The organism is Bacillus sp. NH11B (assembly GCF_001884205.1).
Lineage (GTDB): Bacteria > Bacillota > Bacilli > Bacillales > Bacillaceae_G > Bacillus_A > Bacillus_A proteolyticus.
Window position 1 is genome coordinate 84473 of record NZ_MAOG01000108.1, and the last position, 25364, is coordinate 109836.

At 35.5% G+C, this 25364-nt stretch carries 30 protein-coding genes, 1 pseudogene and 2 riboswitches; of the genes and pseudogenes, 9 read left to right on the forward strand and 22 right to left on the reverse strand.

What is annotated here, in order from left to right; all coding sequences use genetic code 11:
- Positions 1-120 precede the first annotated feature (120 nt).
- From BAU27_RS19055 to comGA, 10 genes and pseudogenes are all read right to left on the reverse strand, one after another.
- Positions 121-321, reverse strand: coding sequence for a YqzE family protein (locus BAU27_RS19055; protein WP_071747116.1), 201 nt, complete (start codon positions 319-321; stop codon positions 121-123).
- A gap of 38 nt (positions 322-359) precedes the next feature.
- Positions 360-857 (reverse strand): shikimate kinase, encoded by a 498-nt coding sequence (locus BAU27_RS19060; RefSeq protein ID WP_071747117.1) that lies wholly within the window; start codon positions 855-857, stop codon positions 360-362.
- A gap of 155 nt (positions 858-1012) precedes the next feature.
- On the reverse strand, positions 1013-1663 hold the full coding sequence (locus BAU27_RS19065; RefSeq protein ID WP_071771656.1) for a 2OG-Fe(II) oxygenase: 651 nt from the start codon (positions 1661-1663) through the stop codon (positions 1013-1015).
- Between the two features lie 172 nt (positions 1664-1835).
- On the reverse strand, positions 1836-2207 hold the full coding sequence (gene comGG, locus BAU27_RS19070) for a competence type IV pilus minor pilin ComGG (RefSeq protein WP_071771657.1): 372 nt from the start codon (positions 2205-2207) through the stop codon (positions 1836-1838).
- Positions 2204-2665, reverse strand: coding sequence for a competence type IV pilus minor pilin ComGF (comGF, locus tag BAU27_RS19075; protein WP_071771658.1), 462 nt, complete (start codon positions 2663-2665; stop codon positions 2204-2206). Before comGF ends, comGG begins: the two co-directional genes overlap by 4 nt.
- A complete protein-coding gene (locus tag BAU27_RS19080) occupies positions 2649-2945 on the reverse strand; it encodes a competence protein ComG (protein WP_071747121.1) in 297 nt (98 codons plus the stop codon). The genes comGF and BAU27_RS19080 overlap by 17 nt, the downstream gene beginning before the upstream one ends.
- The gene (gene comGD / locus BAU27_RS19085) at positions 2938-3393 is read right to left on the reverse strand and encodes a competence type IV pilus minor pilin ComGD (protein WP_071771659.1); all 456 of its coding nucleotides are present in this window, start codon (positions 3391-3393) and stop codon (positions 2938-2940) included. Before comGD ends, BAU27_RS19080 begins: the two co-directional genes overlap by 8 nt.
- On the reverse strand, positions 3390-3689 hold the full coding sequence (comGC, locus tag BAU27_RS19090) for a competence type IV pilus major pilin ComGC (protein ID WP_002145747.1): 300 nt from the start codon (positions 3687-3689) through the stop codon (positions 3390-3392). Before comGC ends, comGD begins: the two co-directional genes overlap by 4 nt.
- Before the next feature lie 11 nt (positions 3690-3700).
- Positions 3701-4738, reverse strand: a complete 1038-nt coding sequence (comGB, locus tag BAU27_RS19095) for a competence type IV pilus assembly protein ComGB (RefSeq protein WP_071771660.1) — start codon at positions 4736-4738, stop codon at positions 3701-3703.
- A pseudogene (gene comGA / locus BAU27_RS19100) lies at positions 4725-5768 on the reverse strand (competence type IV pilus ATPase ComGA). The gene comGB and the pseudogene comGA overlap by 14 nt, the downstream one beginning before the upstream one ends.
- A 205-nt stretch (positions 5769-5973) precedes the next feature.
- Between comGA and BAU27_RS19105 the strand changes: the two are divergent.
- The 3 genes from BAU27_RS19105 to BAU27_RS19115 all read left to right on the forward strand — a co-directional run bounded on the left by BAU27_RS19105 (position 5974) and on the right by BAU27_RS19115 (position 8545).
- The gene (locus tag BAU27_RS19105) at positions 5974-6669 is read left to right on the forward strand and encodes a helix-turn-helix transcriptional regulator (RefSeq protein WP_071771661.1); all 696 of its coding nucleotides are present in this window, start codon (positions 5974-5976) and stop codon (positions 6667-6669) included.
- A gap of 131 nt (positions 6670-6800) precedes the next feature.
- A complete protein-coding gene (locus tag BAU27_RS19110) occupies positions 6801-7043 on the forward strand; it encodes a DUF2626 domain-containing protein (RefSeq protein WP_002015110.1) in 243 nt (80 codons plus the stop codon).
- A 107-nt stretch (positions 7044-7150) separates the two neighbouring features.
- Positions 7151-8545: an L-cystine transporter gene (locus tag BAU27_RS19115; RefSeq protein WP_071747137.1), complete on the forward strand. Its 1395-nt coding sequence runs from the start codon at positions 7151-7153 to the stop codon at positions 8543-8545.
- An 80-nt stretch (positions 8546-8625) separates the two neighbouring features.
- Here BAU27_RS19115 and BAU27_RS19120 read toward each other — a convergent pair whose 3' ends face one another.
- Together BAU27_RS19120 and BAU27_RS19125 are read right to left on the reverse strand one after the other, a co-directional pair.
- Positions 8626-9018: a hypothetical protein gene (locus tag BAU27_RS19120; protein WP_071771662.1), complete on the reverse strand. Its 393-nt coding sequence runs from the start codon at positions 9016-9018 to the stop codon at positions 8626-8628.
- Positions 9019-9106: 88 nt separating this feature from the next.
- A complete protein-coding gene (locus BAU27_RS19125) occupies positions 9107-9322 on the reverse strand; it encodes a DUF3912 family protein (protein ID WP_071747139.1) in 216 nt (71 codons plus the stop codon).
- Between the two features lie 252 nt (positions 9323-9574).
- On the opposite strand from BAU27_RS19125, the gene BAU27_RS19130 reads away from it, so the two are divergent.
- Positions 9575-9886, forward strand: a complete 312-nt coding sequence (locus tag BAU27_RS19130; protein WP_071771663.1) for a hypothetical protein — start codon at positions 9575-9577, stop codon at positions 9884-9886.
- Between the two features lie 35 nt (positions 9887-9921).
- On the opposite strand, the gene BAU27_RS19135 is transcribed toward BAU27_RS19130, so the two are convergent.
- From BAU27_RS19135 to BAU27_RS19160, 6 genes are all read right to left on the reverse strand, one after another.
- Positions 9922-10410, reverse strand: a complete 489-nt coding sequence (locus BAU27_RS19135; protein ID WP_071747140.1) for a hypothetical protein — start codon at positions 10408-10410, stop codon at positions 9922-9924.
- Positions 10411-10488: 78 nt separating this feature from the next.
- Positions 10489-10863: a nucleoside 2-deoxyribosyltransferase gene (locus BAU27_RS19140; protein ID WP_071747141.1), complete on the reverse strand. Its 375-nt coding sequence runs from the start codon at positions 10861-10863 to the stop codon at positions 10489-10491.
- Between the two features lie 95 nt (positions 10864-10958).
- Complete coding sequence (locus BAU27_RS19145; RefSeq protein WP_083596079.1) at positions 10959-11219, reverse strand: DUF3966 domain-containing protein; 261 nt, start codon at positions 11217-11219, stop codon at positions 10959-10961.
- A gap of 95 nt (positions 11220-11314) precedes the next feature.
- Complete coding sequence (locus tag BAU27_RS19150) at positions 11315-12373, reverse strand: undecaprenyldiphospho-muramoylpentapeptide beta-N-acetylglucosaminyltransferase (protein WP_071747142.1); 1059 nt, start codon at positions 12371-12373, stop codon at positions 11315-11317.
- An 18-nt stretch (positions 12374-12391) separates the two neighbouring features.
- Entirely contained in the window at positions 12392-15790 is a 3399-nt protein-coding gene (gene metH, locus BAU27_RS19155; RefSeq protein WP_071771664.1) for a methionine synthase, read from the reverse strand.
- Positions 15790-17622: a bifunctional homocysteine S-methyltransferase/methylenetetrahydrofolate reductase gene (locus tag BAU27_RS19160; RefSeq protein ID WP_071771665.1), complete on the reverse strand. Its 1833-nt coding sequence runs from the start codon at positions 17620-17622 to the stop codon at positions 15790-15792. Before BAU27_RS19160 ends, metH begins: the two co-directional genes overlap by 1 nt.
- Positions 17623-17692: 70 nt before the next feature.
- Positions 17693-17802: riboswitch (SAM riboswitch) on the reverse strand.
- A 202-nt stretch (positions 17803-18004) separates the two neighbouring features.
- Positions 18005-18115: riboswitch (SAM riboswitch) on the forward strand.
- Between the two features lie 94 nt (positions 18116-18209).
- Here BAU27_RS19160 and metI point away from each other — a divergent pair.
- From metI to BAU27_RS19180, 4 genes are all read left to right on the forward strand, one after another.
- Positions 18210-19322, forward strand: coding sequence for a cystathionine gamma-synthase/O-acetylhomoserine thiolyase (metI, locus tag BAU27_RS19165; RefSeq protein ID WP_071747145.1), 1113 nt, complete (start codon positions 18210-18212; stop codon positions 19320-19322).
- Positions 19319-20482, forward strand: a complete 1164-nt coding sequence (gene metC / locus BAU27_RS19170) for a cystathionine beta-lyase (RefSeq protein ID WP_071771666.1) — start codon at positions 19319-19321, stop codon at positions 20480-20482. Before metI ends, metC begins: the two co-directional genes overlap by 4 nt.
- A 108-nt stretch (positions 20483-20590) precedes the next feature.
- Positions 20591-21076: a cysteine hydrolase family protein gene (locus BAU27_RS19175; RefSeq protein WP_071771667.1), complete on the forward strand. Its 486-nt coding sequence runs from the start codon at positions 20591-20593 to the stop codon at positions 21074-21076.
- Positions 21077-21473: 397 nt separating this feature from the next.
- Positions 21474-21764 (forward strand): ArsR/SmtB family transcription factor, encoded by a 291-nt coding sequence (locus tag BAU27_RS19180; protein WP_000894375.1) that lies wholly within the window; start codon positions 21474-21476, stop codon positions 21762-21764.
- A gap of 144 nt (positions 21765-21908) precedes the next feature.
- Here BAU27_RS19180 and BAU27_RS19185 read toward each other — a convergent pair whose 3' ends face one another.
- Together BAU27_RS19185 and BAU27_RS19190 are read right to left on the reverse strand one after the other, a co-directional pair.
- Positions 21909-23021 carry a class I SAM-dependent methyltransferase gene (locus BAU27_RS19185; RefSeq protein ID WP_071771668.1) on the reverse strand — a complete coding sequence of 371 codons (1113 nt, stop codon included), beginning with the start codon at positions 23019-23021 and terminating at the stop codon, positions 21909-21911.
- Between the two features lie 9 nt (positions 23022-23030).
- Positions 23031-23660: an MBL fold metallo-hydrolase gene (locus tag BAU27_RS19190; protein ID WP_071771669.1), complete on the reverse strand. Its 630-nt coding sequence runs from the start codon at positions 23658-23660 to the stop codon at positions 23031-23033.
- A 170-nt stretch (positions 23661-23830) separates the two neighbouring features.
- Here BAU27_RS19190 and BAU27_RS19195 point away from each other — a divergent pair, with 170 nt between their 5' ends.
- On the forward strand, positions 23831-24004 hold the full coding sequence (locus tag BAU27_RS19195; RefSeq protein ID WP_000524846.1) for a DUF2759 domain-containing protein: 174 nt from the start codon (positions 23831-23833) through the stop codon (positions 24002-24004).
- An 80-nt stretch (positions 24005-24084) separates the two neighbouring features.
- On the opposite strand, the gene glcK is transcribed toward BAU27_RS19195, so the two are convergent.
- Both glcK and BAU27_RS19205 read right to left on the reverse strand, forming a co-directional pair.
- Positions 24085-25068, reverse strand: coding sequence for a glucokinase (glcK, locus tag BAU27_RS19200; RefSeq protein ID WP_071747149.1), 984 nt, complete (start codon positions 25066-25068; stop codon positions 24085-24087).
- Between the two features lie 19 nt (positions 25069-25087).
- Complete coding sequence (locus tag BAU27_RS19205; RefSeq protein ID WP_000623706.1) at positions 25088-25288, reverse strand: YqgQ family protein; 201 nt, start codon at positions 25286-25288, stop codon at positions 25088-25090.
- Positions 25289-25364 lie beyond the last annotated feature (76 nt).

A 25364-nucleotide genomic window follows, 5' to 3' on the forward strand; every position in this document is an offset into this window, starting at 1 on the left:
GTGGGGGTTTTGTTCATCCCTTACTGCCCGTTAATGCGGGATAAACAAAAAATCCCCTAGCATCTTGTTATACTAGGGGATTTTTATTGGCTATACGCCTCACAAGTGAACGAAGAATGATTAACTTGATTTTTTTCTCTTATTTTTTACATTTCGATAAAACAAAGCAGCGCTCAATGGCATAACACCAAACCATTTGTTTAAGAATGGCTCTTTCTCCGCACGACGTTGTTCTTTCTTTTGTTTTCGATCCTCTTTTGGAGCATCCATATACGACACAAATTGCTGTGTCACAAAGCGTACATAATCATTAGTAGACATATTATCATCACCTCTACTTGATTAGTATGTCCACTTTTTTATTCATTAATCTTTTCCTTTAATTCATTCATGATTTGCTTTACCGACTTACTAGTCGTATCAATATGAATATGTGCCTCTTCATAATAAGCTCGACGCGATTCGAATTTCGTTATAAATGCATCTATATCTTTCTTCTGAAATAGTGGACGTGTCGTATCTTCGCGAAGCCTTTCTGCAATTACATGTGGATCACAATATAAATACACGACAGTTCCATTTTCCTTCATCCACTTTCGATTTTCCTCTCGTTCAATAATCCCTCCACCAGTTGTAATAATTACATTCTGAACCGGTAGTGACCGTAACATTTCACTTTCATATTCCCGAAAAACCATTTCGCCTTCTTCTGCAAAAATATGCCGAATCGCTTTCTCTTTCTGCTCTTCGATTTTTTGATCTGTATCTACAACTTCCATATAAAGTTCTTTACTTAACGCTTTTCCAATTGTTGTTTTCCCGGCTCCCATATAGCCAGTTATGTATATAGATTTCATTTTCGTTCCTCTCAATCCTCCGTTATTATTTGTTATTATAACGAAAGTTGTTGCTTTATTTAATAAAAAAACGTTTTGTTCTTCTTATGCTATGAAGAACAAAACGTAACATACTCGCTATTATCGTGCAGTCAAATAAGCTAGCTAGCTTATTTTTACTTATAAGTACCTCTTCTCACCCACTGCGTTGCAATCCATTTCTCGCCCTTCGTAACAGGTGCCCCTCCATGTAACGTAAGCTCATTTAGTGATTGATCTTGATAAAAATACTCAAAGTATACTGCCATTCCCTTTCTAGGGTGTACAGAAAGATTTAATTTCGGAAAGAATGTTTCTCCGCCTTCTTCTACATCATTTAAGTACATTATAAGCGTACTGATACGATTATTAGCAGCTGATCTACTATGTTCCGCAAAATAATCATAGTGCGCTTTATATTGTTGATCCACTTCATAATTTAAAATGTGCAATCCTTCTCCATGCGCCACAGGAACATTCATGATAGATGAAATTCGTTTTTCAATCGTCGAAGTAAGTTCATTGTCTTCCAAAAATGCACCGCTACTTGTTCGAATATCATTTACATCACGGGATGAACCAACTTTAGAACGTTCCATCTTATTTTTAGATAATTCGATTAATTCATCGCACTCTTCATCACTTAGTACATTTCCTAATACGACAATAAGAGGTTCTTCGAATTTTGAAATAATTTGTATTTCCCTATCCTCTGTCATAATCGTATTTCCTTTATGATCAAAAATAGTTTGTTCCTTATTTTCACCTATTTGATTGTTATTTGTCATTTCCTTATCTCCCTAGAAAAAATGATTGGATAGCATGAATATATCATATTCTTTCTACCTTTCTCTTTTTTGAGAAAATTTAAACTTTTGACTGTAATTTTATCCCTTCCCTCAAAGAAATTAACTCACTCCACAATAGGAATTAGTGGTTCTCTCCCGCGTATTTTACACACTATCCTTCTACCCAATCAAATATTTTATTATCTCTTTTCCTATAGCGAAAGCTCACTGTATAGAAAACTCTCTGCTTTGTAACACATTGCAACGAAATGATAATAACATCATTTTCAAAGATGTACTTTCCACTCGCTTCTCCTCTTTCATACTGAAACAAAAAAATATCCTCTTTTTCTTTTTGCTGTAAGTCTCTTTTTATATCTGAAATAGCTCGATCAATAAGTTCCTCCATGAAAAAATTTTGTTCTATTTCAGCATAAAACTCTTTATCCAAAAGTAATATATTCGTTTCGCACATCAAAAAAGAAATTAATAAAATAAGAAAAATAATTGTTCCTGGCATTGCAAATCCATCTTGGTTTCTCATGTTTCTATCTCAATTTCACTATAGCGTACAACCACGCCTTCATATATTTCACCACCTATATCTTTCACACGTATATATAGCAACTGAGGTGTTAATCTATATGAAATCGCTTCAATCCTTTGTAATATAACTTCCCTTCCGCGCATATTTACTTTTCTTATTAAATTACTATTCACTTTTTCATACGTCACCTCATCCTCATTACGAAGTTGGAAACGCAAAATATTCCCATCATTTTCTCGTTCTATCTTCCTCCCACTCATTACTTCACGAAACTCTAATTGCGTTTGTCCTAAAAACACATCCCACTCCCAGTCATTTAATCCTTTTGAATGTGTATTTTCTATCCCCATAATATGAAGACGCGGTAAAAGTAAAAAGAACATCGATAAAAGCAACAAACATGCGATCATTTCTATTAAGGTAAATCCCGCTTCCTTTTTATCTTTTCTCTGCATAAAGACATTGCTCCATCGCTTTTTCTCTCATATCTTTCCACACCGCACAAACTTCATCTCCTCTCCAATATGTGTAATATACAATCCCTTTTATGACTTGCTCTTTTTCTCGCTTTTCCTCATCCTCATACTTAAACAAGGCCGCTTCTTTTTTTAATAATATTAATGCTTTATAGCTCATGTTTATATTTTTTCTTTCCTGCATAATTAATAATGTTTGCGGGAGTAATAACGATACCGCCACCATTATTAAACTTAACGCTACAACCATTTCAACCATTACTGATCCTTTTTGACACTTCACGATACGTAAATCTCCCTCTTCCAAGCTGAAATACAATCTCATATTTATACCCTTGATAGGAAAGTAAAATCGTACCACCTCTATTAATATTTCCGCTCGGATTATATGTCATTGGATTTGGAAAGGTATGCAAATCCAATTGGATATCTTTATTGTATTCTCTCTTAACAATTAAAAAATCCGTCTCTGATTCCGAAATATAATACATCTTTTTCCCTTTAAACCAGCGTAACGTATATTTTTTTTGACGCTTAATTGCCAACTGCTGCATATACAAAATATCATTTGAAAACTGTTTCAAAAACTGCTCAACTCTTTGTTTTTCATGTAATGAAGTAACGTTAAAATGCGTAACAATACTCAGTACAGAAACAGCAAATAAAACAAGTAGCATCTCTAAAAGAGTAAAACCCTTTTGCTTCACGATTTCCCTGCTGATACCGTGCCATCATCAGAAATATGGATTGGTTTACCTTTCGGACATTCATCAACAGCAATATATTTTTTAGTTTTTAATTCCTCGATTGTAGGTATTTTATTATTTTCGAGTTGATATGCCTGTATTTGTGCTTCTACAGATTTCACGTAGGCTTCACACCCTTTTTCCTGCACCGAGGATCGCTGCTTAACTACATTTGGAATAATTAATAGTAATAATACAGTTATGACAACCATAACTAACAACATTTCTAAAAGAGTAAAACCTTCTTCATTCTGCATGTAAATGCCCCCTAAATAGAATTCATCATTTGAAACATCGGCATAATCATCGCTAAATACATCAGAATGACTATAACCCCAAGACATGTAAATAAAATAGGTTGAATCACAAATAACATACGTTTAATTTTTTGTTCTACCTTTTCAATAATGAGCTCACTGTAATCACCAAGCTCATTTGCTAAATTACCGTTTGCTTGTCCATGCGTAATGATATAAGAAAGTTCTTTCTCGTAATAACCGCTTTTATCAATAATAGATTGTAACGGTTCTCCTGCAATTAATTGCCGCTCAATTCGGGCTGCCTCATACTGAAAGAACGGATTATACTTTTGCTTCATCATTATTGTTAATGCTTCGTGTACTGACAATCCACCGTGTAATAAACCACTTAATTGGGTGGAAAAATAATGCGAATGATTTAAAATAAGAAATGTTTTCATAAGGGGAATACGGATCATAATCTTTACCTTTTGAATAGGCGGAAGTTTTCGGAAATAAAATATATATAAACTAAAGCCCGTTATAACGATAAGAAAAATACTATAAATGAAGTAGGGTAATAATTTAATTACAACTAAAATTTGCTCCGTAAGTGGTGGTGCCGTCGAATGTAAAGAACTGTACATCATTTCAAACTGAGGCAATAAAATGAGGTTAAAAACAGAAAGCATAATCATTAAAAAGAACGATAAAAACATAGGATATCTCATTACTTTCATCATATCTTTCCTATATTTATCCTTCTTGTAAAGAAGTACACTACCTTGTTGCAAAGCAAAAGAAATGTCACCATGTCGCTCTGCATAAAACAAATAACTTAACACCTCAGGGTGAAACATTAATTTGTGAAAAGAAGCGTGCAAACTTTGTCCATTTTTCAATCCCTCGATCATACGCTGTAACTGTAATTTCTTCTCTAATGGTAGTTGCAACTGCAAAAATTCTAACGCCTGCAAAAGGGAGTAACCTTTCTCTAATAAATCACTTAATCTTTTCCATAATAATGCTTGATCACTTAAACTCCATTTTCTCCTAAACATATACATCTTCTTCTAAAAAGCCTAAAGCATACCCTTTTCGAACCGACGATTCCAACGTTTCATAGTGATACGTAACATGTTCTCCACTTGCTTCTTTAATCGCTTGTTTTAATTCATATCCATATAACAGTTCATAAATACTTGCCTGTCTCACTTGCCTCATTGATTTACATAAAGTTGAACACTTCCCTCTGCAAAATGGACATTTTAATTCGACGAGCCGCTGAGCAGCTACTGCTAATAATGATTGTTCAATTTCTTCCCTTGTAATACCATAATCCATAAATCGTAGTATCGCTCCTTTCGCATCATTTGTATGCAAGGTTGTCATTACTAAATGTCCCGTCAAACTGGCCCTTACAGCTACTTTTGCTGTTTCTTCATCACGAATTTCGCCAACTAAAATAATATCTGGATCATGACGCAAAATAGCCTTTAATCCCGTTTTATATGTGATACCAGCTTTTTCATTTATTTGAATCTGTAATAAACCGTCTTTTCTTTGCTCAACTGGATCTTCCAGTGTAATGATGCGACGTGTTTGCCATTTTCTAGCTACTTCTAATAACGCATACATTGTTGTTGTTTTTCCAGAACCAGTCGGCCCAGTAAATACGAGTAATCCATGAGAATGCTTTAAAAAAGAGAGTAATTTTTCCGCTGAACTTGGAAATAACGAAAGATGAGACAATGGCTGAACAGATGCTTGTAAATGGAGGCGAATAACGAGACTTTCTTGATATACTGTTGGAAGTGTTGAAAGGCGTAAATACACTTCTTGTCCATCAATTTGTAAGTCCAACTAACCATTTTGAGGTTTTCTCCTCTCTCCTATATCCATTGATGCTAAAAACTTAAAGTGCGAAACAAGCTTTTTGCCAAATTCCTTTTCAATACACCGTTTCGTAATTAAATCTTTTCCTATACGTAATTAAATTGCCACATCCTTCTGCCTGGGCACAATATGTAAGTCCGATGCTTGCACCCTACAAGCTTCTTTCATAATCGTATTCGCAAAAAGCTCGATACCATTCATCAAATTTCCCTCCTCACCATGTATATATCATGAAGAACTGGAAAAGAAAAATTAGGACTTTTGTATTTTCACTAGGATAAAAAGGGAAAATATGTTTGTGAAATTATGAACAATTTCCGAATTATTGTCTGAAATTACCTATATGGAAGTTTATCTGTATTATAATGTTAATATCTTGGATAAAGTGATAAAGGTGGAGATCCTAATGGAACAAGCTTTAAAAATTACAGGTGTGTTATCTGACCCTACTCGTTATTACATTTATAAATATATTTCTCAAAAGCATAGTTACGTAACTGTACAAGAAATCGCAGATGAGTTTGACATTCATCCAAACGTAGCTCGTTTACATTTATCTAAATTAGAAGATGTTAATATGCTCAAATCAGAAACAAAAAAAACTGGGAAAGGCGGAAGACCAAGCAGACTATACGTCTTGTCTCAAGATGTCATCCAGTTACAATTCCCATTTCGCGATTATCAATTATTAGCACAGATAGCATTTAATTCACTGCTAAGCCTAGGTAGCGCTGGTGAAAAAGCGCTATATGAAACAGGGAAACAATTCGGCAAAGAATTAATGCAACAACATATGCATCGCTTAAATGTAAGTGCAGAAGCATTGACGATAGAACAAAAAATGCAAATCGCAAAAGAAGCATTCTCAACAGCTGGTTTATCTCCTGCTTTTGAAATAAGTACGGATGGTACAAAAATTTTCTATGATGTACACAATTGTCCATTTAAAGAAGTTGCTGCGCATCATCCGACTGAAATTTGTAATATGCACGGAGATATGATGAAGGGGATATTTGAAATCCTATTCCCGGACGTGGAATTAACACGGAACGATAGTCTACTAGATGGATGCAAATCTTGTAACTATAAGGTTCAAATTTAGTTTTTCAACTAAGAAGAAGTCAATATTATAATTGGCTTCTTTCTTTTATATGAATGAATATTTACAATAGTTAGAAAAATAAACTATAATGAAAAGAGGTTTTACTTTTTTTAGAAAAGGAGGGAGATGGCATGGAGCGCATGTTTCGCGTTCTCGGCTTTTGGACTGGAATTTTCTCGGTTATGTTTTACGTAGGGGATATGCATTCGACCGCACTACTATTTTTAGGACAAACAGGATTCTTCGTACTTTTAAGTTATTTAAAATTAACAGAGCGTATGTATATATACGTATTCGGGGCATATTTAACCGTTTTCTTCATCGGATTTACATGGTACACAACATTTTTACTTGTCCCTGGAGCTGGGCATTAAGAGATGGCAAATTGCCATCTTTTTTTTAATTCCGTAATTCCCTAGTTGACTTATAGGTTTTATTACCTTATATTCTATATAACAGATTGGAATTAGGGGGAATCAACATGAATACACTGCTTGTCGGAATTAACGTTGCAGTCATGCTCATTTTAGTTGGCGTATTGTATTATATGCAACGTAAGCATGTATCTTTTAATAAACGTGTATTTACTGCTTTAGGAGTCGGAATTATCTTCGGTCTTATATTACAATTTATTTATGAGCCTACTTCTAAAGTAATTATCGACTCAAATAACTGGTTTGGTTTAATTGGTAACGGTTATGTAAAATTGCTTCAAATGATTGTTATGCCACTTATTTTAGTATCTATTATTTCAGCATTTACAAAATTACAATTAACGAAAAACCTTGGTAAAATCAGTGGTCTTATTATCGGAATTTTAATTCTTACTACAGGAATTGCCGCAGCTGTCGGTATAGCTGCAAGCGCAGGATTTGATGTATCAGCAACAGGTTTACAACAAGGTGATGCAGAATCTGCTCGTCTGAAATTAGTAGAAGAAAGATTTACTTCTATTGAAAAGACAACAATTCCAGACAAATTATTAGAATTGTTACCTACAAATCCGTTTCTTGATTTAACAGGTGCTCGTCCAACATCAACAATTTCTGTCGTAATATTTGCAGCCTTTATCGGTATTGCCTTTATAGGTGTAAAACGAAAATATCCAGAACAAGCAGAGCTATTTAAGAAGATGCTTGATGCTGTATATGCAATCGTAATGCGTATGGTAACGTTAATTTTACGCCTTACTCCATACGGCGTATTAGCTCTTATGGCAAAAACAGTTGCTGGTAGCGATATAAATGCTATTTTAAAGCTTGGTAACTTCGTGTTAGCGTCTTACGTGGCACTTATCGTAATGTTCGTTATTCACTTATTATTAATTGCTCTATCTGGTTTAAATCCAATTCAATATTTGAAAAAGGTGTTCCCTGTATTAACATTTGCATTCACATCTCGCTCTAGTGCTGGTGCAATGCCATTAAATATTGAAGCACAAAAAGAAAAGCTTGGTATTTCTGAAGGAATTGCAAACTTCGCAGCTTCATTCGGGGTATCTATCGGTCAAAACGGTTGCGCAGGTATTTACCCAGCAATGCTTGCTATGATGGTCGCTCCAACTGTAGGAATTGATCCATTACAACCACAATTTATTTTAACTTTAATCGCTGTCGTTGCTATTAGCTCATTCGGTGTTGCCGGCGTTGGTGGCGGTGCAACATTCGCAGCATTAATCGTATTATCTACAATGAACTTACCAATCGGTATTGTCGCTCTAGTTATCTCAGTTGAGCCATTAATCGATATGGGGCGTACAGCTCTTAACGTAAGTGGTTCTATGACAGCAGGTCTTATTTCTAGTAAATGGCTTGGAGAATTAGATCACGATACGTACAATCAAGACGAGGTAAAAACTGGTGAGATTGCTTCATAATAAAAAAGGACGCTAACAATTTATACTGTTAGCGTCTTTTTTATTATGTTCCATCTCTATACATCTTATCTTGAAAATTATCACTCCAAGTATTCTTCTAGTTGCTCTTTTAACTCTTCCTCAATCTCATAATAAGATTCATCAACAAGTTCCCCTATTTTCTTACTCCCGAAAATCCTCGATTGAATTGGCATTCCTAAAAAAATATTTTCGCATTTCCAAATTGGAATATTATAAAATCCAATCATCTCTTTTTCTTCATCTAATATAGCTATGGCAACTGATGAATAATAACCCACCTCAAAAGGATGCTCTTTATCTTTAACAAGTTCCATAGATAGTTCCATGTTTTTCTCTATATATAAATATGAATACTCTTTAAAAAGTTCAAGTGATATTCGCTCCATTTCATTCTCCATACATTGAATCTTCTCTTTCAACTCCAATGTAAGCTCCTGTGCTTTATATTTCATTTCCGCCTCCTTAAACGTAGAAAAAGAGAATACAATAACATATTCTCTTTTTCTCAAATATATTTCATTATCTCACAGCCCGTCCCTTTCACAAATAACCATTTTGCTCGCACCATGTATGAAATTGTCCTACGTCTACTCCAACTAACACGATATCCTTTAGCTCTACATCAATACTTTGTTCTCCAATTACAATAGCAAAGTGGGATTCTAATTGTTTTTCGCTTTTCTTTACAGTTCCAATTCGGTTCCGATACGGTCCGTCTTTTATATATGCTTTTTGTCCTACAATATCAAAGTTCAAGATTCTCACCTCTTTTACTGCGCTCAAATTGGAAATACAATCTCCACCTCGAAAAATTTCCTTTCATTGCACTATTTCTCTATATATATGACGAAACAATAAAAGAGTCCTTCCTTCTTTACAATTATTTTTTCTTTGTTTCATTTTTATGATTGAAACGTAAAGTTTATAATAAAATACACTTGGAAGCGCTTTCTGTGTAGTTTTTTATGTTATAATATAAAAGTAGAACTTCGTAAAGAGGGTTAAAAAATGAATACAAACATGATTAAAAAAGTAATTGAAGCATTAAAAGTATATGGCTTTCAGGATGTATCATTCTGTGAAGAAACGAAGCAATTCTTATTTCATAACGAAACCGATATTATGAGCGGCTATGCAAAAATAACATATAGTAGTCAATTCGAAAAATTTAACGTGCAAATTCATCCAATTGAAACACATCACCAAGCAGAGTTACAAGAGGTTGAAAGACATATACAAGCTTGCATACGAAAAGTAGAGTATTTAAATGCACTTCTTACTGGACAAACAAAGCTAGCTGATAAAATTATTATTATGTAAAAAAAAGAACGTGATATCCTCACGTTCTTTTTTCATTATACGTTCATCTTTTCCTTCAGTTGTAATCCTGTAATGGATTCTAATACATCCATCGCTTCTCCAAACGTCATATCAAAAATCGTCTTATCCTCTATGTATGGAAACTGTCTGAAACGCTTTTCTAACATCTTCACAGCATCTGATGTAAAGTTTGCACTATCAACACCAAATTCTGTTTCAAGAAGTACGATCCAATCTAACACATGAAAACCTAATCCATTTACGAATGAAATCAGCTTTTCTTCTGGCTGTGAAGCTAAGAATACGTATCGCTCCATCTCACTGAACAATTCTTCGCCTAAAACTTCTGCTAATTCATCATCATGTTCGCGTTCAATAATCTCTTCATATCCGTAATCATCAGTAAGCTCTTCCACTTCTTCACTATCTGCAAAAAGCAATTGGCTAAGAAGCGCACCTTTCTTAAATTCACTGTTTTGTACAACTTCTAAAAAACTTGTTTCCCATCCATTTTCTAATTTCATATGTATAACTCCTTTATATACTTTACTTATCATCACTGTACCCAAAAGATCACTTTTATAACCTTTAGGTAATTACTATTATTCCATATACTTCATAACATAAGATGCAAACTCGGCTGCATCTCCTTCAAAAATATTTATCTCCGGTAAATGATAAAACGTTGTTTGCAGCGGGTTTCCTTCATGATATACATATATCTTTTTCTCTAACGCAATCGCCATTCCAAACTCTGTATGACTTCCATTTCCGCCATCTAATATAAGTAAAAAGACATCTGCTTCTCGGATCGCTTTTTGTTCTTCTTCACCAATTTTTTGCAATTGTTCTCTATTAGTTGCTCTTTCATTTTTCGTCCAATCATATGTATGATGCCATCCTTCTTCTTTCAACTGGCTTGATACGAAACGTACAAGATGCTTATTTTGAAATCCCGAGGCAATATAAAATTTCATTTATGTCCACCCTTTAAATACGTATGGGGAAACTCCTTTTTAGCGTTAATGGTTGTAGAAATAATTAAGGAAGACCGCAAAAAAAATCCCCATCTTTAGAACTTATTTGCGTTTAAATGATGGGGTGCTTCATGGTCTTCTTTTATTTTTTGTTTTTTATAACTTTCATCAGCTAACATTTCTAATTCAGCTGTTATCTCTGATTTTTCAAGCTCTCGTTCTTGTGAAAATTTCCGTGAAATATAAACAATAACACTACCAACGTACAACACAAAGCATATAATAAGTGCAGTATTTTCATAGAGACTTAGCTCCAACACAGTCACTCCTAATCCATTCGTATTTTCACGCTTAATCAATTGGAATTTCCCTACTAACCATTTGTTATTGTAACATAAATATATCAATTCTTGGAATCTTTCATCCTATTAAAAAAGGCATGATTATATAATCATGCCTCTGAAATATGTTGAATGATAGTTTTAATTGCTTCTTTTCCATTATATTTTTTTAATGCTGTTTTATACGTCTCATTATTATGAGATAGCTCCTCTATATGCTTTATAAGCGCGTTCACCGTTACATCCTCTTCATATAATACCGATGCATACCCTTGTCTTTTAAAGGATTCCGCATTTAAAATTTGGTCTCCACGGCTTGCAAATTTCGATAACGGAATTAAAACCATTGGCTTTTGCAATGTTAAAAACTCAAAAATTGCATTGGAGCCCGCACGCGAAATAACAAAATCTGTTGCCGCTAATATGTCTGGCAACTCCCCATGTACATATTCAAACTGTCTATATCCTTCTTTATTTTGTAAACTTTCATCGAGATTACCTTTTCCGCAGAGATGAACAATTTGATACTTTTTAAGAAGTTCTGACAACGCCTCTCGAACTGTTTCATTAATTTTCTTCGCGCCTAAACTTCCTCCCATGATCGTAATAACCGGCTTTTTACGTGAAAACCCTAGAAACTCTAAACCTCTTTCACGATTTCCGCTTACTACGTCTTCACGTACAGGCGATCCTGTATATACTACTTTCTCTTTTGGTAAGTGCTTCGCAGCTTCTTCAAATGTAACAAATATTTTCGAGGCAAAACGGAGCGCAATTTTATTTGCTAGTCCTGGTGTCATATCGGATTCATGCAATAAAACTGGCACCCTATTTAACCATCCTCCAATTACGACTGGTACAGATACGAAACCACCTTTTGAAAAAATTACATCCGGTTTTAGTTTTCGAATTGTTACATACGCATCCATAACACCCTTCATTACGAGAAAAGGATCTTTTATATTTTTCAAATCAAAATAACGACGTAGCTTCCCGCTTGCAATACTATAGTAAGGTATTCCTTCTTTTTCTATAATCGTTTTCTCAATCCCTTGATGAGAACCAATATAAGAGATATCCCAGTTCTGCTTTTGTAAATGTGGAATAATGGCTAAATTAGGTGTTACATGCCCTGCCGAACCGCCACCTGTAAAGACTATTTTTTTCATACGTCTCCCCCTTCTACACTATAGTACACTAAAATACCTTGCCTCAGGGTGAGAAAATACCATAGCCGTTACAGACGCTTCTGGCTCCATCATAAATCCTTCTGTTAATGAAATACCTATTTCTTCTGGATGAATTAAGCGAAACAATTTTTCCTGGTCAGCAAGTTCTGGACATGCTGGATAACCAAATGACACGCGAATGCCTCTATATTTTGTACGGAAACGTTCTTCCATCGTCAGTTCAGGTGAGTCTGGAATGCCCCAACGATCACGAATGAGCATATGTGTTTTTTCAGCAAGTCCTTCTGCTAATTCAAGCGCTAACGATTGAATGGCATGACTGCGTAAATAATCACCCTTCGCCTTCCACTCTTCAGCGATGTCCCGAACTCCTTCCCCAACAGTAACAGATAAGAAAGCAACATAATCCATTTCATCTCCAATCGGCCGTAAATAATCACCTAAAGTACGGTATGGGGCCTTTCCTTGTCTAGGGAATGTGAAACGCTCTATAATACGCGTATGATCTTCTGGATCATATATTACAATGTTTTGTCCGTCGCTTTGTGCTGGAAAAAATTGATACACTGCTTTCGGGCGTAACCAAGATTGTCCTTCTTGTAATAATTCATCGATTAAATCATTTAATTCGTGCGCTCTTCTATCTCCTTCTTTCAGGAGTTTTTTTACATTTCCTTTTAATCCAAGATGATGTCCAAGTAGCATTTGTCTATTTAAAAACGGCGCGAGATGTGCAACTGGAATATCGCGTAATACAATTCGTTTTGTTGAATCAGGTATCATAACCTCCGCCTTCGGTAATGGCTCAATTACTGCTAGAATTTCCACTTGTTTCTCTTCTTTTTTAACGATATGAAGATGACGTTCTTTTTTATCCTGTTTCATCTTCTCACGTTCTTCTTCTTTTTGAAGCTTATTAATAATATCAAGCCCCGTCATCGCATCACTCGCATAGCATACGAGCCCTTTATATGATGGAGAAATACGATTATCTGTAAATTTTCTCGTTAGCGCTGCACCACCGACAACGATTGGAATATCAATATTTGCCGCTTTTAAATCTTCAGCTGTTGTTACCATTTGTTGGGCTGATTTTACTAACAAACCAGAAAGACCAATAATATCAGGCTTCTTCTCTTGTACTTCTTGAACAATTCGATCCGAACGAACATTAATCCCTAAATTAATAATTTCATATCCGTTATTTGATAAAATAATTTCAACGAGATTTTTCCCAATATCATGTACGTCACCTTTTACAGTCGCTAATAATACTTTCCCTTTTTTCGCGCTATCACTAGACTCCATATGTGGCTCTAAATAACTTACGGCAGCTTTCATACTTTCAGCACTTTGCAATACTTCAGCAACGATAAGTTCATTACCATTAAATAATCGCCCCACCTCGTCCATTCCTGTCATAAGTGGACCATTAATAATATCAAGAGGTTTTCGTCCTTCTGTAAGCGCGAGACCTAAATCTTCATGTAATCCTTGCTTCGTACCTTCTACAATATAATTTGCTAATCGTTCATCAAGCGTTAGTGTTTCTTGTATAACGACATCTTTCTTTTTAGCAACACGATAAAAGTTTGTAAATTCTTCTAACGTCTCTTTCGTCGTTTCAAATAATAATGCATCTGCAAGACGTTTTTCTTCCTCTGGAATTGACGCATAGCGCTCTAATTTTTCCGTGTTAACAATCGCATAATCTAATCCTGCTTTCGTTGCATGATATAGAAAGACCGAATTTAATACTTCACGGCCCGCGGGCGGTAAACCAAATGATATATTACTTACACCCAAAATCGTTAAACATTCTGGTAACGCCTCTTTAATAAGACGAATTCCTTCTATAGTCGCTGCCGCTGAGCCTATATATTCTTCATCACCTGTCCCTACAGGAAACACAAGCGCATCAAAAATAATATCAGATGGACGTATACCATACTTCTTCGTTAGTAACTCATAGCTTCTTTTCGCAATTTCTATCTTTCGTTCTGCACTAACTGCCATACCATCTTCATCAATTGTCCCTACAACTATAGCAGCACCGTATTTCCGAAGAAGAGGTGTCACTTTTTCAAACCGTTCTTCTCCATCTTCTAAATTAATAGAATTGATAACACCTTTTCCTTGAATATAAGTTAGAGCTCTTGCCATAACATTTTCATCTGTTGAATCAATCATAATCGGTACTTTTAATACTTTCGTAACTTCTGCCAAGAATCTTTCCATATCTTCTATTTCATCACGGTCAGGGTCTGCCATACAAATATCAATAATATGAGCATTCTTCTTCACTTGCGCTCTTGCCACTTCAGCTGCCTCTTCAAATTTCCCTTCTGCTACTAATCTTTTAAACTTGCGTGATCCAATTACGTTCGTCCTTTCTCCAACAAATAACGGTCTCATAGAATCATCATATTGCAACGCCTCTAATCCACTAACTCCATGCCCTTCTCGTTCATGTTGTTCACGTGGCTTAAGAGATGCTAACGCGGATTTCATTGCACTTATATGTTCTGGTGTTGTACCACAACAACCACCAATAATATTAACCCAACCTTCTTCGGCAAATCGCTTTACTTTTTCCGCGAGAGAAGATGGAGATTCATGATAGTGTCCATCTTCATCAGGAAGACCTGCATTTGGATAACAAGAAATATAACACCCCGATAAATCAGATAAGGAACGAATATGTTCCCTCATAAATTCCGGACCAGTCGCACAGTTTAATCCAACCGATAATGGCTTCATATGCTCTATCGATAAATAAAAGGCTTCTATCGTTTGCCCCGCTAAAGTCGTTCCCATCGGTTCAATCGTTCCAGAAATCATAATAGGAACCGTTTTATTTAGTTCATCAAAAGCTGCTTGAATTCCAATATACGCAGCTTTCACATTACGCATATCTTGACTCGTCTCCACAAGTAGTACATCAATTTCGCCCTTCAATAACCCTCTCGCCTGCCTTGTATAGGCTTCAATCAGTTCCTCAAATGTAACTCCTCCTGTAACACTAATCGCTTTCGTTGTCGGCCCCATCGCACCTGCAACATATACTTCCTTCCCGCTTTCTTTAACAGCTTGCTTCGCCAATAGTGCTGCCTTTTCATTTAGTTCTTCATCTAAATGAGACAACTCATAATCACTTAATACGATATTCGTCGCACCAAATGTATTTGTTTCAATGATGTCAGCTCCAGCTTCAATATAAGCTTTATGAATCTTTAAAATAACATCTGGCCTTGTTTCTACTAAATATTCATTACACCCTTCGTACTCTTCTCCTCCGAAATCTTCCGCAGTTAAGTCCTCTTGCTGTATCATCGTCCCCATTGCACCATCTAATATTAGAATGCTATTTTGTAATCTTTCTTCTATACACTTCATCAATTAATACCCTCTTTCACTTCTTGCTTTGCTCTTACATATTTCACGAGATGTTCTGTAATTTCATATTTTAAAAATGGTGTAATAAGATAAACACCGTTAAAGTATTTCATCGCCGTATCGATTAACTCTTGTGAAATACGAATCCCTTCCTCAATAGCCGCCTCTTTCGTTTCATGTCCATCCATTCTTTGTCTTATCTCTTCTGGAAGAGTAATACCAGGCACTTCAAAATGAAGAAAATCTGCATTCCGCTTACTTACTAACGGCATAATCCCAATAAAGATAGGTTGTTCCAAATGCTTTGTCGCTTCATACACTTCCTCAACTAACGCTATATCGTAAATTGGCTGAGTTAAGAAATATTCCGCTCCAGCATCTATTTTCCGTTCCATTCGCTTAACCGCTGCTTTTAAATGTCTTACATGCGGATTAAACGCACCGCCGACAGAAAATCTTGTTGCCGGACCAATGGATTTCCCTAAAATGGAACGCCCATCGTTCATTTCTTTAATCATTTTTATGAGCTCAATAGAGGACAAATCATATACAGAAGTTGCACCTGGGAAATCGCCAACACGCGCTGGATCACCAGTTAAAGCTAGCACTTCCTCCATCCCTAACGCCGATAAACCTAATAAATGAGATTGTAGTCCAATGACGTTATGATCTCTACACGTTAAATGAGTCAATACCGGAATATCATGCTTTGTTAATAACGCACCCATTGCCATATTCGAAACGCGAGGCGATGCTAATGAATTATCTGCTAGAGTAATAGCATCTGCCCCAGCTCTTTTCAGTGCTCTTGCCCCTTCAAAAAAACGCTGCGTGTCTAATGTTTTCGGTGGGTCTAGTTCCACTACAACTGTCGTTTGTTTCTTTGCTTTCTCTGCTAGAGTGACGTAAGATTTCGAACGTTTCTCGTGTGTATGAACTACTTTTGGTCTTTGAATCGTGTCCTTTTCTATTACAGGTATAGCATTTGCAATAGCGCGCTTCATACTTTCAATATGTTCTGGAGTAGTACCACAACAACCACCCAATAACCGAATACCTTGCTCAATAAATTTCGGTGTCATCGCTTCGAAATAAGCCGGACTTCCCTCATATACGTAACGTCCCTCCACATAATTCGGGAGACCTGCATTTGGATATGCTGACAAGTAGCCATTTTGAGGAATCGATATCATTTTAAAAGCTTCCGTCATATGAAGTGGTCCTAGTTGGCAGTTCAATCCAACAACATTCGCACCGTAATCTAAAAGCTGTTTTAATATTTCATTTACATCATTTCCATTTTGAGTCGTACCTGCCTCATGTAACGCTAATTGGGCTACAATTGGAATATTCGTTTGTTTTCGTAACACCTTAACAGCATGAAGTAGTTCAAATTCATCATAGAAAGTTTCTAATAACAATCCATCAACCTGTTCTTCTAGTAAAGCACCTGCCTGCTCAAGTAACATAAACTCCCTTTCCATATCAGTTGTTGTAACAGCTCCTATATGTTTCATACCACCAATTGTTCCTAAAATTGCATTTCTGTCTGTAACAGATGCTTTCGCAATCTTCACTGCTGCTTTATTAATTTGAACAACTTGATTCTCTAAGCCATACATACGTAATTTCGCTTCATTTGCTCCATACGTATTCGTCTGGATAACATCCGCTCCAGCAGCTACATATTGTTTATGAATCGATATAATTAAGTCTGGATCAGACAAATTCAATTCTTCAAAACTACTTTGTAAACCATGCGAATGTAATAACGTTCCAACCGCACCATCACCTATTACAATTCCTTTTGATAATAAATCTAGTAATTTCACGAATCTCCCTCATTTCTATCAATATAAAAACCCCCTCTTCACTTTGAAGAGGGGGACATAATTGTTCCGCCTCTTATTATGCAAAACATTCGTTTTGCAGGTATTAGCACCGTTTCAAACATTTCGTTTGCAGGTTGCCGGGTTTCACAGGGCCTTTCCCTCCACCGCTCTCAATAAGAGTTGTCTTTATTATTTTATTTATGTAGCTAAAAGGAAATACGTTCCCCTTTTAACAATGTTTGTTAATTTTTTATAAATTTAGCATGCACAAATATAAAAGTCAATGACACTTGCGGAAAAATAAAAATTATTTAAAATAAAGTTGCAATTCAATTAACTTTTGTTGTAAAGTTAAAAACATAATAAAAATTTCATACGAACATTCTTATCTAGAGAGGTAGAGGGACTGGCCCTATGACGCCTCAGCAACCATTAACAATTTGTTAATAAGGTGCTAATTCCAGCAAATTGTGAAAGATTTGACAGATGAGAAGAAGACTCTATTCAATCCGAAAGCCTTCTTCTTAGAAGGCTTTTTTTATTTTATATTCAACTACTCGTTCAATTTAAAAAGGAGGAATTTTTACATGTCAACTATCGAAACAAAACTAGCACAAATCGGAAATCGTAGCGAAACTACAACAGGAACTGTTAATCCACCCGTTTATTTCTCAACCGCTTATCGTCACGAAGGACTTGGTAGATCTACCGGATTTGACTATTCACGAACTGGAAATCCAACTCGTGGTCTTTTAGAACAGGCAATCGCAGATTTAGAATATGGCGAACAAGGTTATGCCTGTAGTTCAGGTATGGCAGCTGTTCTCCTCGTCCTTTCATTATTCCGTTCTGGAGATGAACTTATTGTATCCGAAGATTTATACGGGGGAACGTATCGCTTATTTTCCGAACACGAAAAAAAGTGGAATGTTCGATGTAGATACGTAAATACACAATCTATTAAACAAATTGAGCAAGCTATCACAACTGAAACGAAGGCTATTTTCATAGAAACTCCGACTAATCCATTAATGCAAGTTACTGATATTGCCGCTGTCGCAACTGTAGCGAAAAGACACGGACTACTTCTTATCGTAGACAATACATTCTACACTCCTTATATACAGCAACCATTAACAGAAGGTGCCGATATCGTACTTCATAGTGCAACGAAGTATTTAGGAGGGCATAACGATGTACTAAGCGGACTTGTCGTGGCAAAAGGAAAAGAACTTTGTGAAGAAATTGCTCATTATCATAATGCCTCCGGTGCTGTCTTAAGCCCATTTGACTCATGGCTATTAATTCGTGGTATGAAAACTTTAGCGCTTCGCATGAGACAACATGAAGAAAATGCGAAAACAATTGTTGCTTATTTAAATGATGAAGACGGTGTGACAGATGTATTTTATCCAGGAAGAGGCGGTATGATTTCGTTTCGTCTTCAAGATGAAACATGGATTAATCCATTCTTACAATCTTTATCCTTAATCACATTTGCTGAAAGTCTTGGTGGTGTAGAAAGTTTAATGACTTATCCAGCAACGCAAACGCATGCTGATATTCCTGAAGAAATTAGAACGGCAAACGGTGTATGTAATCGTCTTCTTCGATTCTCCGTCGGCATTGAAAATAGTAACGATTTAATTCAAGACTTAAAGCAAGCCATTAAACTTGTAAAAGAAGGTGTAAGCATATGAGTTATTCTATCGATACACTCTTACTACACAACCAGTATAAACATGATACTCAAACAGGAGCTGTTAACGTTCCCATTTATAACACATCAACATTTCACCAGTTTGACGTAGATGCTTTCGGGAAATACGACTATAGCCGATCGGGTAATCCAACTCGTGAAGCTCTTGAAGATATCATTTCTTTATTAGAGGGCGGAACAAAAGGATTCGCATTTGCATCAGGAATTGCAGCGATTTCCACTGCATTTCTCCTTCTTTCACAAGGTGATCACGTACTCATTTCAGAAGACGTATACGGAGGCACTTACCGAATTATAACTGAAGTACTCTCTCGTTACGGTGTTTCACATACATTTGTAGATATGACAAATATGGAAGAAATAAAAGAAAACATTAAACCAAATACGAAGCTATTTTATGTAGAAACACCTTCTAATCCACTTTTAAAAGTGACAGATATTCGTGCTGTTTCTAAGCTTGCAAAATCTATTGGTGCTCTTACTTTTGTTGATAATACATTTTTGACACCACTATTCCAGAAGCCACTTGATCTTGGAGCCGATGTTGTTCTTCATAGTGCCACAAAATTTATTGCTGGCCATAGCGATGTTACTGCCGGATTAGCGGTCGTAAAAGATGCCGAACTTGCTCAAAAACTTGGATTTTTACAAAATGCATTCGGCGCTATTTTAGGACCTCAAGATTGTTCTCTCGTACTTCGCGGTCTAAAAACATTGCATGTACGCCTTGAGCATTCAGCTGCAAATGCCAATAAAATTGCACATTATTTACAAGAGCACGCTAAAGTTAAAAACGTCTATTATCCAGGATTACAAACACATCTTGGATTTGATATACAACAATCTCAAGCTACATCAGCCGGAGCTGTCCTATCTTTTACTTTACAGTCAGAAGATGCACTCCGCCAATTTTTATCAAAAGTAAAATTACCTGTCTTTGCGGTTAGTTTAGGAGCTGTCGAATCGATTCTTTCCTACCCAGCTAAAATGTCACATGCAGCACTATCGCAAGAAGCTCGAGATGAAAGAGGTATTTCTAATTCATTACTTCGTTTATCTGTCGGCCTTGAAAATGTTGATGATTTAATATCTGATTTTGAAAATGCTCTTTCTTATGTAGAAGAACCTGTAAATGTATAGAGAGAAAAGAAGATATGAAATTAAGTTTTCATATCTGCTTTTTATGCTGTCTAACATATTCGTTTTAATACTTTTCTGTCTGTATAGTTCATTAAAAAATAAAAGTGCATTATCGATTTACAAAATGGAGTATGTTATAGCGGAGAGCATTTATTTGATTTACAAAATTTACTTACAAAAGTAAATAAAAGAATTTCTTCATATAGAAAATCAAATAAACCAATCATTTTTGTTCAACATTGCGATGATGATTTAGTACCCGAAAAAAAAATTTGGGCTATTCATACCGATCTAGATGTTCAAGAACAAGATTTTTTTGTAAGAAAAACACATGCCAATTCATTTTATAAAACAAACTTAAAAGAGATTTTAGATCAATTATCTGTACATCGTATTGAATTTTGTGGTGCCCAAACAGAGTACTGTATGGATGCTACAATTAAATTTGCCCACGGACTGAGATACGAAAACTTCATGGTACAGAAAACAACCTCTACGTTAAATAATCCATTTATGTCCGCAAAAGAGACAATTGATTTTTATGAGAATATATGGAACCACAGATTTTTAAAGTTGATAAAGGATGAACTCTAGAATAAAGGACTCAAATATTTAATCATCACCATAAGAAAGCTGATTATAATCAGCTTCTTTTAACCTGTTTTATATTCTATATATATCATTATAATTCCTTTTTCATATTATTTTAAAAATTTCGTATATTCATTTGAAAGAATAAGAAAATCATGATAAAATTGTGTTACAAATATATCTATATCTTTCAATTTTTAAAACGCATCAAAATTTTCACCCAAAAGTGTCATTTTACAAAACCGTACAAATTGATCTATTTTATTTACATCAGGGTCTCTTTTCTTACAATTTCTTTACTTTAGGACTTTTTTTCTGCAACAACTGTTTTCTTTTCTTTAATTTTTTGGTATGTATAGTATGGTATGGTATAACAGCTCACACGGAGGTGGAAAAGAACATGTTAGAAACCTTTCAAAAAGAAATAGAACTATATGAAAGCAATGCAGAATTATTGAAAGTGCTTGCTCATCCTGTTCGCTTATGTATTGTAAAAGGATTAATTGAACGTGGCCCAAGCAATGTTTCTACAATGTACACTGGCTTAAACATGCCACAATCTACAATTTCACAGCATTTAGCAAAGTTAAAAAGTGCTAAAATCGTTTCTAGTGAAAGAAAAGGATTAGAAATTTACTACAAAGTAGAAAACGAAACAATTATTCAACTCGTTCGCGTATTATTAGGTTAGGGACTAATAGACAGAGAAAAAGAACGTATTCTATATTTTTCATCTCATATCTTTAATATAAATATATATCATGAGAGAAAATATACAATACTACATAAGTCGTATGAAAAAACAAGACACAGCAATATACTGTGTCTTGTTTTTTCATACTGTTAAATATTGATTCAAATGTAAATTCTGCATATCTTTTGTATGTATAACAACCTCAAAAGCACTGCCTAAGCCTCCGTTCAAAATCATAGAACGAACTGCTCGGTTTCGTTTTTGAGTTTCAGAAAAAGGATTCGTATCTTGATGACTCGTAAGATGTTCTAATATTCCTGCCGCTAACAAAAACTCTGATTGCTTCCTGTGCCATATCGTATGAATCCCTTGTAACTCGAAAATCATCTTCAACTCATCCCAATGAACATGGGTAGTTAAATCCATTTCTCCTGGATATGCAAGAGGGTTACGAATTAGCTTATGCTTATAATATCCTCTTAAACTTCCTTCATGATGTGCAGGATGCATCCATTCTTCTTTTGTATAACCATAATCAACTGTAATACATATACCTCGCTGGAACCATTCCGCAATTTCTTCTATATACTCTTCCATTGCAATAGGTACCTCAAATCGCTGCCCCTCTGCAATATGAATATTATACTTCAATAAGTATCGACCAATTCTTTTCTCTACTGGCCTAAATACTTCTGCAAGGTCCCCTTCCTCTGTATACGTGATACGTACTTCATACAAAATTCCATTTCTTTTCTCAACTACTTCAACAGGAAACGCATCAAATAGCTCATTCGAAAAAATAATTCCTTCGAAAGACTCTCCCATTTCAATATACGATGTATAGTACGATACATTATCAAATGAGCAAAGACTCTCCTGCTGTAATCTTCTATGAAAAGGGCTCACTTCAACAATTGAATAGTTTAAACTACTAAAGGTTTCCGGAGATAATTGTTTCCATTCTTGTAAAACATCATAGGCAAACTTCCCCGTTCCCCCACCAACCTCACAAATATTTGAAGAAACTTCCCCATTTTCAACAAGCCGAATGAAAAACTTAGCAAAAGTCTTCGCAAAGACAGAAGATACATTACTACTCGTAAAAAAATCTCCTTGTCTTCCAATTTTTTCACGTTCTCTCATATAATATCCATGTCCCTCTGCATATAATACGAGGTTCATATACGTACTGTATGAAATTGAATAATCCTTTTCTTTCCCCATCCATTCTCTTAAAATGAGCTCCATCCCCATAATAACTCCTTATTGTAAAAATGGATTATTTTCTTTTTCAAATCCAATGCTCGTCTCTGGACCATGCCCACATAGCACCGCTGTTTCATCTGGTAATACAAATAATTTCTCTTCAATACTTCCAATTAATTCAGCAAAGCTTCCGCCAGGCAAATCTGTTCTTCCAATACTCATTTGGAATAATACATCACCAGAAAATACGGCATTCGCCTCTTTACAATAATAAGAAATACTTCCTGGAGAATGTCCTGGTGTCTCAAAAATTTCAAAGTTAAAAGAACCGATCGTTAATGTACCTTCTGCATCAATAATTTGATCTGCTGGTTTCGCTGTAATACTGCGGTTCATCATAAAAATTTGCGATCCATTCACAGTTGCATCTCCTAACCAATCCGCTTCTTCTTTATGTACGTATACCGGAATACGAAAAGCATCTCTCACGGCATCAACAGCACCAATATGATCAAAGTGAGCATGTGTTAATAAAACCGCAAAGGGCTTTAACTGCGCTTCTTGTAAATATGTAACAAGTTTCTCTCCTTCATGACCAGGATCAAAAATAATACACTCATTTTGATCATTCGTTAAAATATAAGCATTTGTTTGTAATGGGCCTAAAGGCATTTGTGTCCATTTCATATAAAAATCTCCTCCAGTTATTGAACTTACTTTCAATGATACAACATTTCTTTCTCTTATGAAAAGAAAGGATGCTATCTCGACATTCATTTTTAAAACATGTACAATATAAAAGAGTAAATATTCCAAAAACTCATCGTAAGAAATGAGAAGACAGAGGAGGATATTGTATGGGCCTTGTTATTATTTTTGCGCTAGTCACTCTGTTAGCCGTATTTGCTACGCTTAGAACACTTCGCGAAAAGAATTTTTTCGCGGGCGGCTTTGCAATTGCAACTGTACTCGTTTTCGGGTGGTTTACGATCATGACTGTTCTATATAACGGGTACCCACCGGCAGCTTAATTCATTTTCATGCTATTCTTCATCAAGATTTTGCACAAAAAGAGGAAGGGTTTTCCCTTCCTCTTTTCATATTTCACAACTTATATCATCTTCGCTTCGTATTTGTGCTTTTTTACAAGCCAAGCTCCTCCGATAACACCTGCATCATTACCCAGTATTGCAATTGCTAACTTTGTGCTCTTTACAGCACGTGAGAAAGCATATTGCTCGAAATAACGTTGAATTGGCTCTAATAGTGCATCTCCAGCTTTAGATACACCACCACCAATAACAATTTTCTCTGGATTCAACGTACTAGCAAGGTTCGCTACAGCTAATCCTAAATAAGAAGCTACTTTTTCTACTACTTCGCTCGCTAGCTCGTCACCTTGTCCAAGCGCTTCAAACACATCTTTTGATGTAATACGCCCTTCTTCTGCTAACATAGAACGTAACATACTCTCTTTATCTGTCTCTTGTATTTTTTGCATAGCAACACGCACAATACCTGTTGCAGAGGCTACTGTTTCTAAGCAACCAGACTTTCCGCAATTACAAGGGAAAGGATTCTCTGTAACTACTGTAATATGTCCAATCTCACCAGCAGCACCACTAATACCGTGTACAATCTCACCATTAGCGATTACACCGCCACCAACACCAGTACCAAGTGTCATACAGATTAAATCTTTTGCTCCTTCGCCAGCACCTTTCCACATTTCACCAAGAGCTGCTAAGTTTGCATCATTATCAATAACAACAGGTAATCCTGTTTCTACTTCTAATAAATCTTTTAACGGATAGTTTTTCCACCCTAAATTAACCGCTTCATAAATCATTCCAGATGCCACATGTACAGGACCAGGAGCTCCCATACCAATACCGATCAACTTACTTTTTAATTCACCTAACTCTTCTAACTTTTTATCAATAGCTTTCGCTACATCAAGTGTAATATGTTTTCCTTGCTCATTTGTATTTGTAGGGATTTCCCACTTATGTAAAATTTCACCGTACACATTAATAAATGCTAATTTAATCGTTGTACCACCAAGGTCAACACCAACTAACCATTTCTCTTCCATGTTGCTTACCTACCTTTATCTAATTCTTATTTAGCTCTTTTTGAATTTCTTGCTTCAATAAAAATAAAGCTGTTTGATAGTCTTGTGGATCGATTAGCTGTGACTGATTTAATTCACGCAATTCATCTTGCATTAATTGTAAATCTGCAATTCGATCACCCGTATAAATAATCGTACCAAATTTCTTTAGCAATTGCTGAATATCATAAATAGATATCATTTCATCACCCTCTATGCTTACTTACTATAAAAAACTATAATAAGAAAACGTTCACATATTTTATTATAATCAAGAA

What these genes read in the sequence shown, in the direction of transcription:
- BAU27_RS19205 (WP_000623706.1), bottom strand. Translation starts at nt 25,288, where the DNA reads ATGATATCTATTTATGATATTCAGCAATTGCTAAAGAAATTTGGTACG.
- BAU27_RS19185 (WP_071771668.1), bottom strand. Translation starts at nt 23,021, where the DNA reads ATGGGGATGGAGCTCATTTTAAGAGAATGGATGGGGAAAGAAAAGGAT.
- comGF (WP_071771658.1), bottom strand. Translation starts at nt 2,665, where the DNA reads ATGCAGAGAAAAGATAAAAAGGAAGCGGGATTTACCTTAATAGAAATG.
- BAU27_RS19130 (WP_071771663.1), top strand. Translation starts at nt 9,575, where the DNA reads ATGAATACAAACATGATTAAAAAAGTAATTGAAGCATTAAAAGTATAT.
- BAU27_RS19150 (WP_071747142.1), bottom strand. Translation starts at nt 12,373, where the DNA reads ATGAAAAAAATAGTCTTTACAGGTGGCGGTTCGGCAGGGCATGTAACA.
- metH (WP_071771664.1), bottom strand. Translation starts at nt 15,790, where the DNA reads ATGAAGTGTATAGAAGAAAGATTACAAAATAGCATTCTAATATTAGAT.
- BAU27_RS19190 (WP_071771669.1), bottom strand. Translation starts at nt 23,660, where the DNA reads ATGAAATGGACACAAATGCCTTTAGGCCCATTACAAACAAATGCTTAT.
- BAU27_RS19180 (WP_000894375.1), top strand. Translation starts at nt 21,474, where the DNA reads ATGTTAGAAACCTTTCAAAAAGAAATAGAACTATATGAAAGCAATGCA.
- BAU27_RS19140 (WP_071747141.1), bottom strand. Translation starts at nt 10,863, where the DNA reads ATGAAATTTTATATTGCCTCGGGATTTCAAAATAAGCATCTTGTACGT.
- BAU27_RS19115 (WP_071747137.1), top strand. Translation starts at nt 7,151, where the DNA reads ATGAATACACTGCTTGTCGGAATTAACGTTGCAGTCATGCTCATTTTA.
- BAU27_RS19135 (WP_071747140.1), bottom strand. Translation starts at nt 10,410, where the DNA reads ATGAAATTAGAAAATGGATGGGAAACAAGTTTTTTAGAAGTTGTACAA.
- glcK (WP_071747149.1), bottom strand. Translation starts at nt 25,068, where the DNA reads ATGGAAGAGAAATGGTTAGTTGGTGTTGACCTTGGTGGTACAACGATT.
- comGB (WP_071771660.1), bottom strand. Translation starts at nt 4,738, where the DNA reads ATGTATATGTTTAGGAGAAAATGGAGTTTAAGTGATCAAGCATTATTA.
- BAU27_RS19055 (WP_071747116.1), bottom strand. Translation starts at nt 321, where the DNA reads ATGTCTACTAATGATTATGTACGCTTTGTGACACAGCAATTTGTGTCG.
- metC (WP_071771666.1), top strand. Translation starts at nt 19,319, where the DNA reads ATGAGTTATTCTATCGATACACTCTTACTACACAACCAGTATAAACAT.
- BAU27_RS19120 (WP_071771662.1), bottom strand. Translation starts at nt 9,018, where the DNA reads ATGAAATATAAAGCACAGGAGCTTACATTGGAGTTGAAAGAGAAGATT.
- BAU27_RS19110 (WP_002015110.1), top strand. Translation starts at nt 6,801, where the DNA reads ATGGAGCGCATGTTTCGCGTTCTCGGCTTTTGGACTGGAATTTTCTCG.
- comGG (WP_071771657.1), bottom strand. Translation starts at nt 2,207, where the DNA reads ATGAGAAACCAAGATGGATTTGCAATGCCAGGAACAATTATTTTTCTT.
- BAU27_RS19060 (WP_071747117.1), bottom strand. Translation starts at nt 857, where the DNA reads ATGAAATCTATATACATAACTGGCTATATGGGAGCCGGGAAAACAACA.
- metI (WP_071747145.1), top strand. Translation starts at nt 18,210, where the DNA reads ATGTCAACTATCGAAACAAAACTAGCACAAATCGGAAATCGTAGCGAA.
- comGC (WP_002145747.1), bottom strand. Translation starts at nt 3,689, where the DNA reads ATGCAGAATGAAGAAGGTTTTACTCTTTTAGAAATGTTGTTAGTTATG.
- BAU27_RS19105 (WP_071771661.1), top strand. Translation starts at nt 5,974, where the DNA reads ATGGAACAAGCTTTAAAAATTACAGGTGTGTTATCTGACCCTACTCGT.
- BAU27_RS19065 (WP_071771656.1), bottom strand. Translation starts at nt 1,663, where the DNA reads ATGACAAATAACAATCAAATAGGTGAAAATAAGGAACAAACTATTTTT.
- BAU27_RS19195 (WP_000524846.1), top strand. Translation starts at nt 23,831, where the DNA reads ATGGGCCTTGTTATTATTTTTGCGCTAGTCACTCTGTTAGCCGTATTT.
- BAU27_RS19080 (WP_071747121.1), bottom strand. Translation starts at nt 2,945, where the DNA reads ATGGTTGAAATGGTTGTAGCGTTAAGTTTAATAATGGTGGCGGTATCG.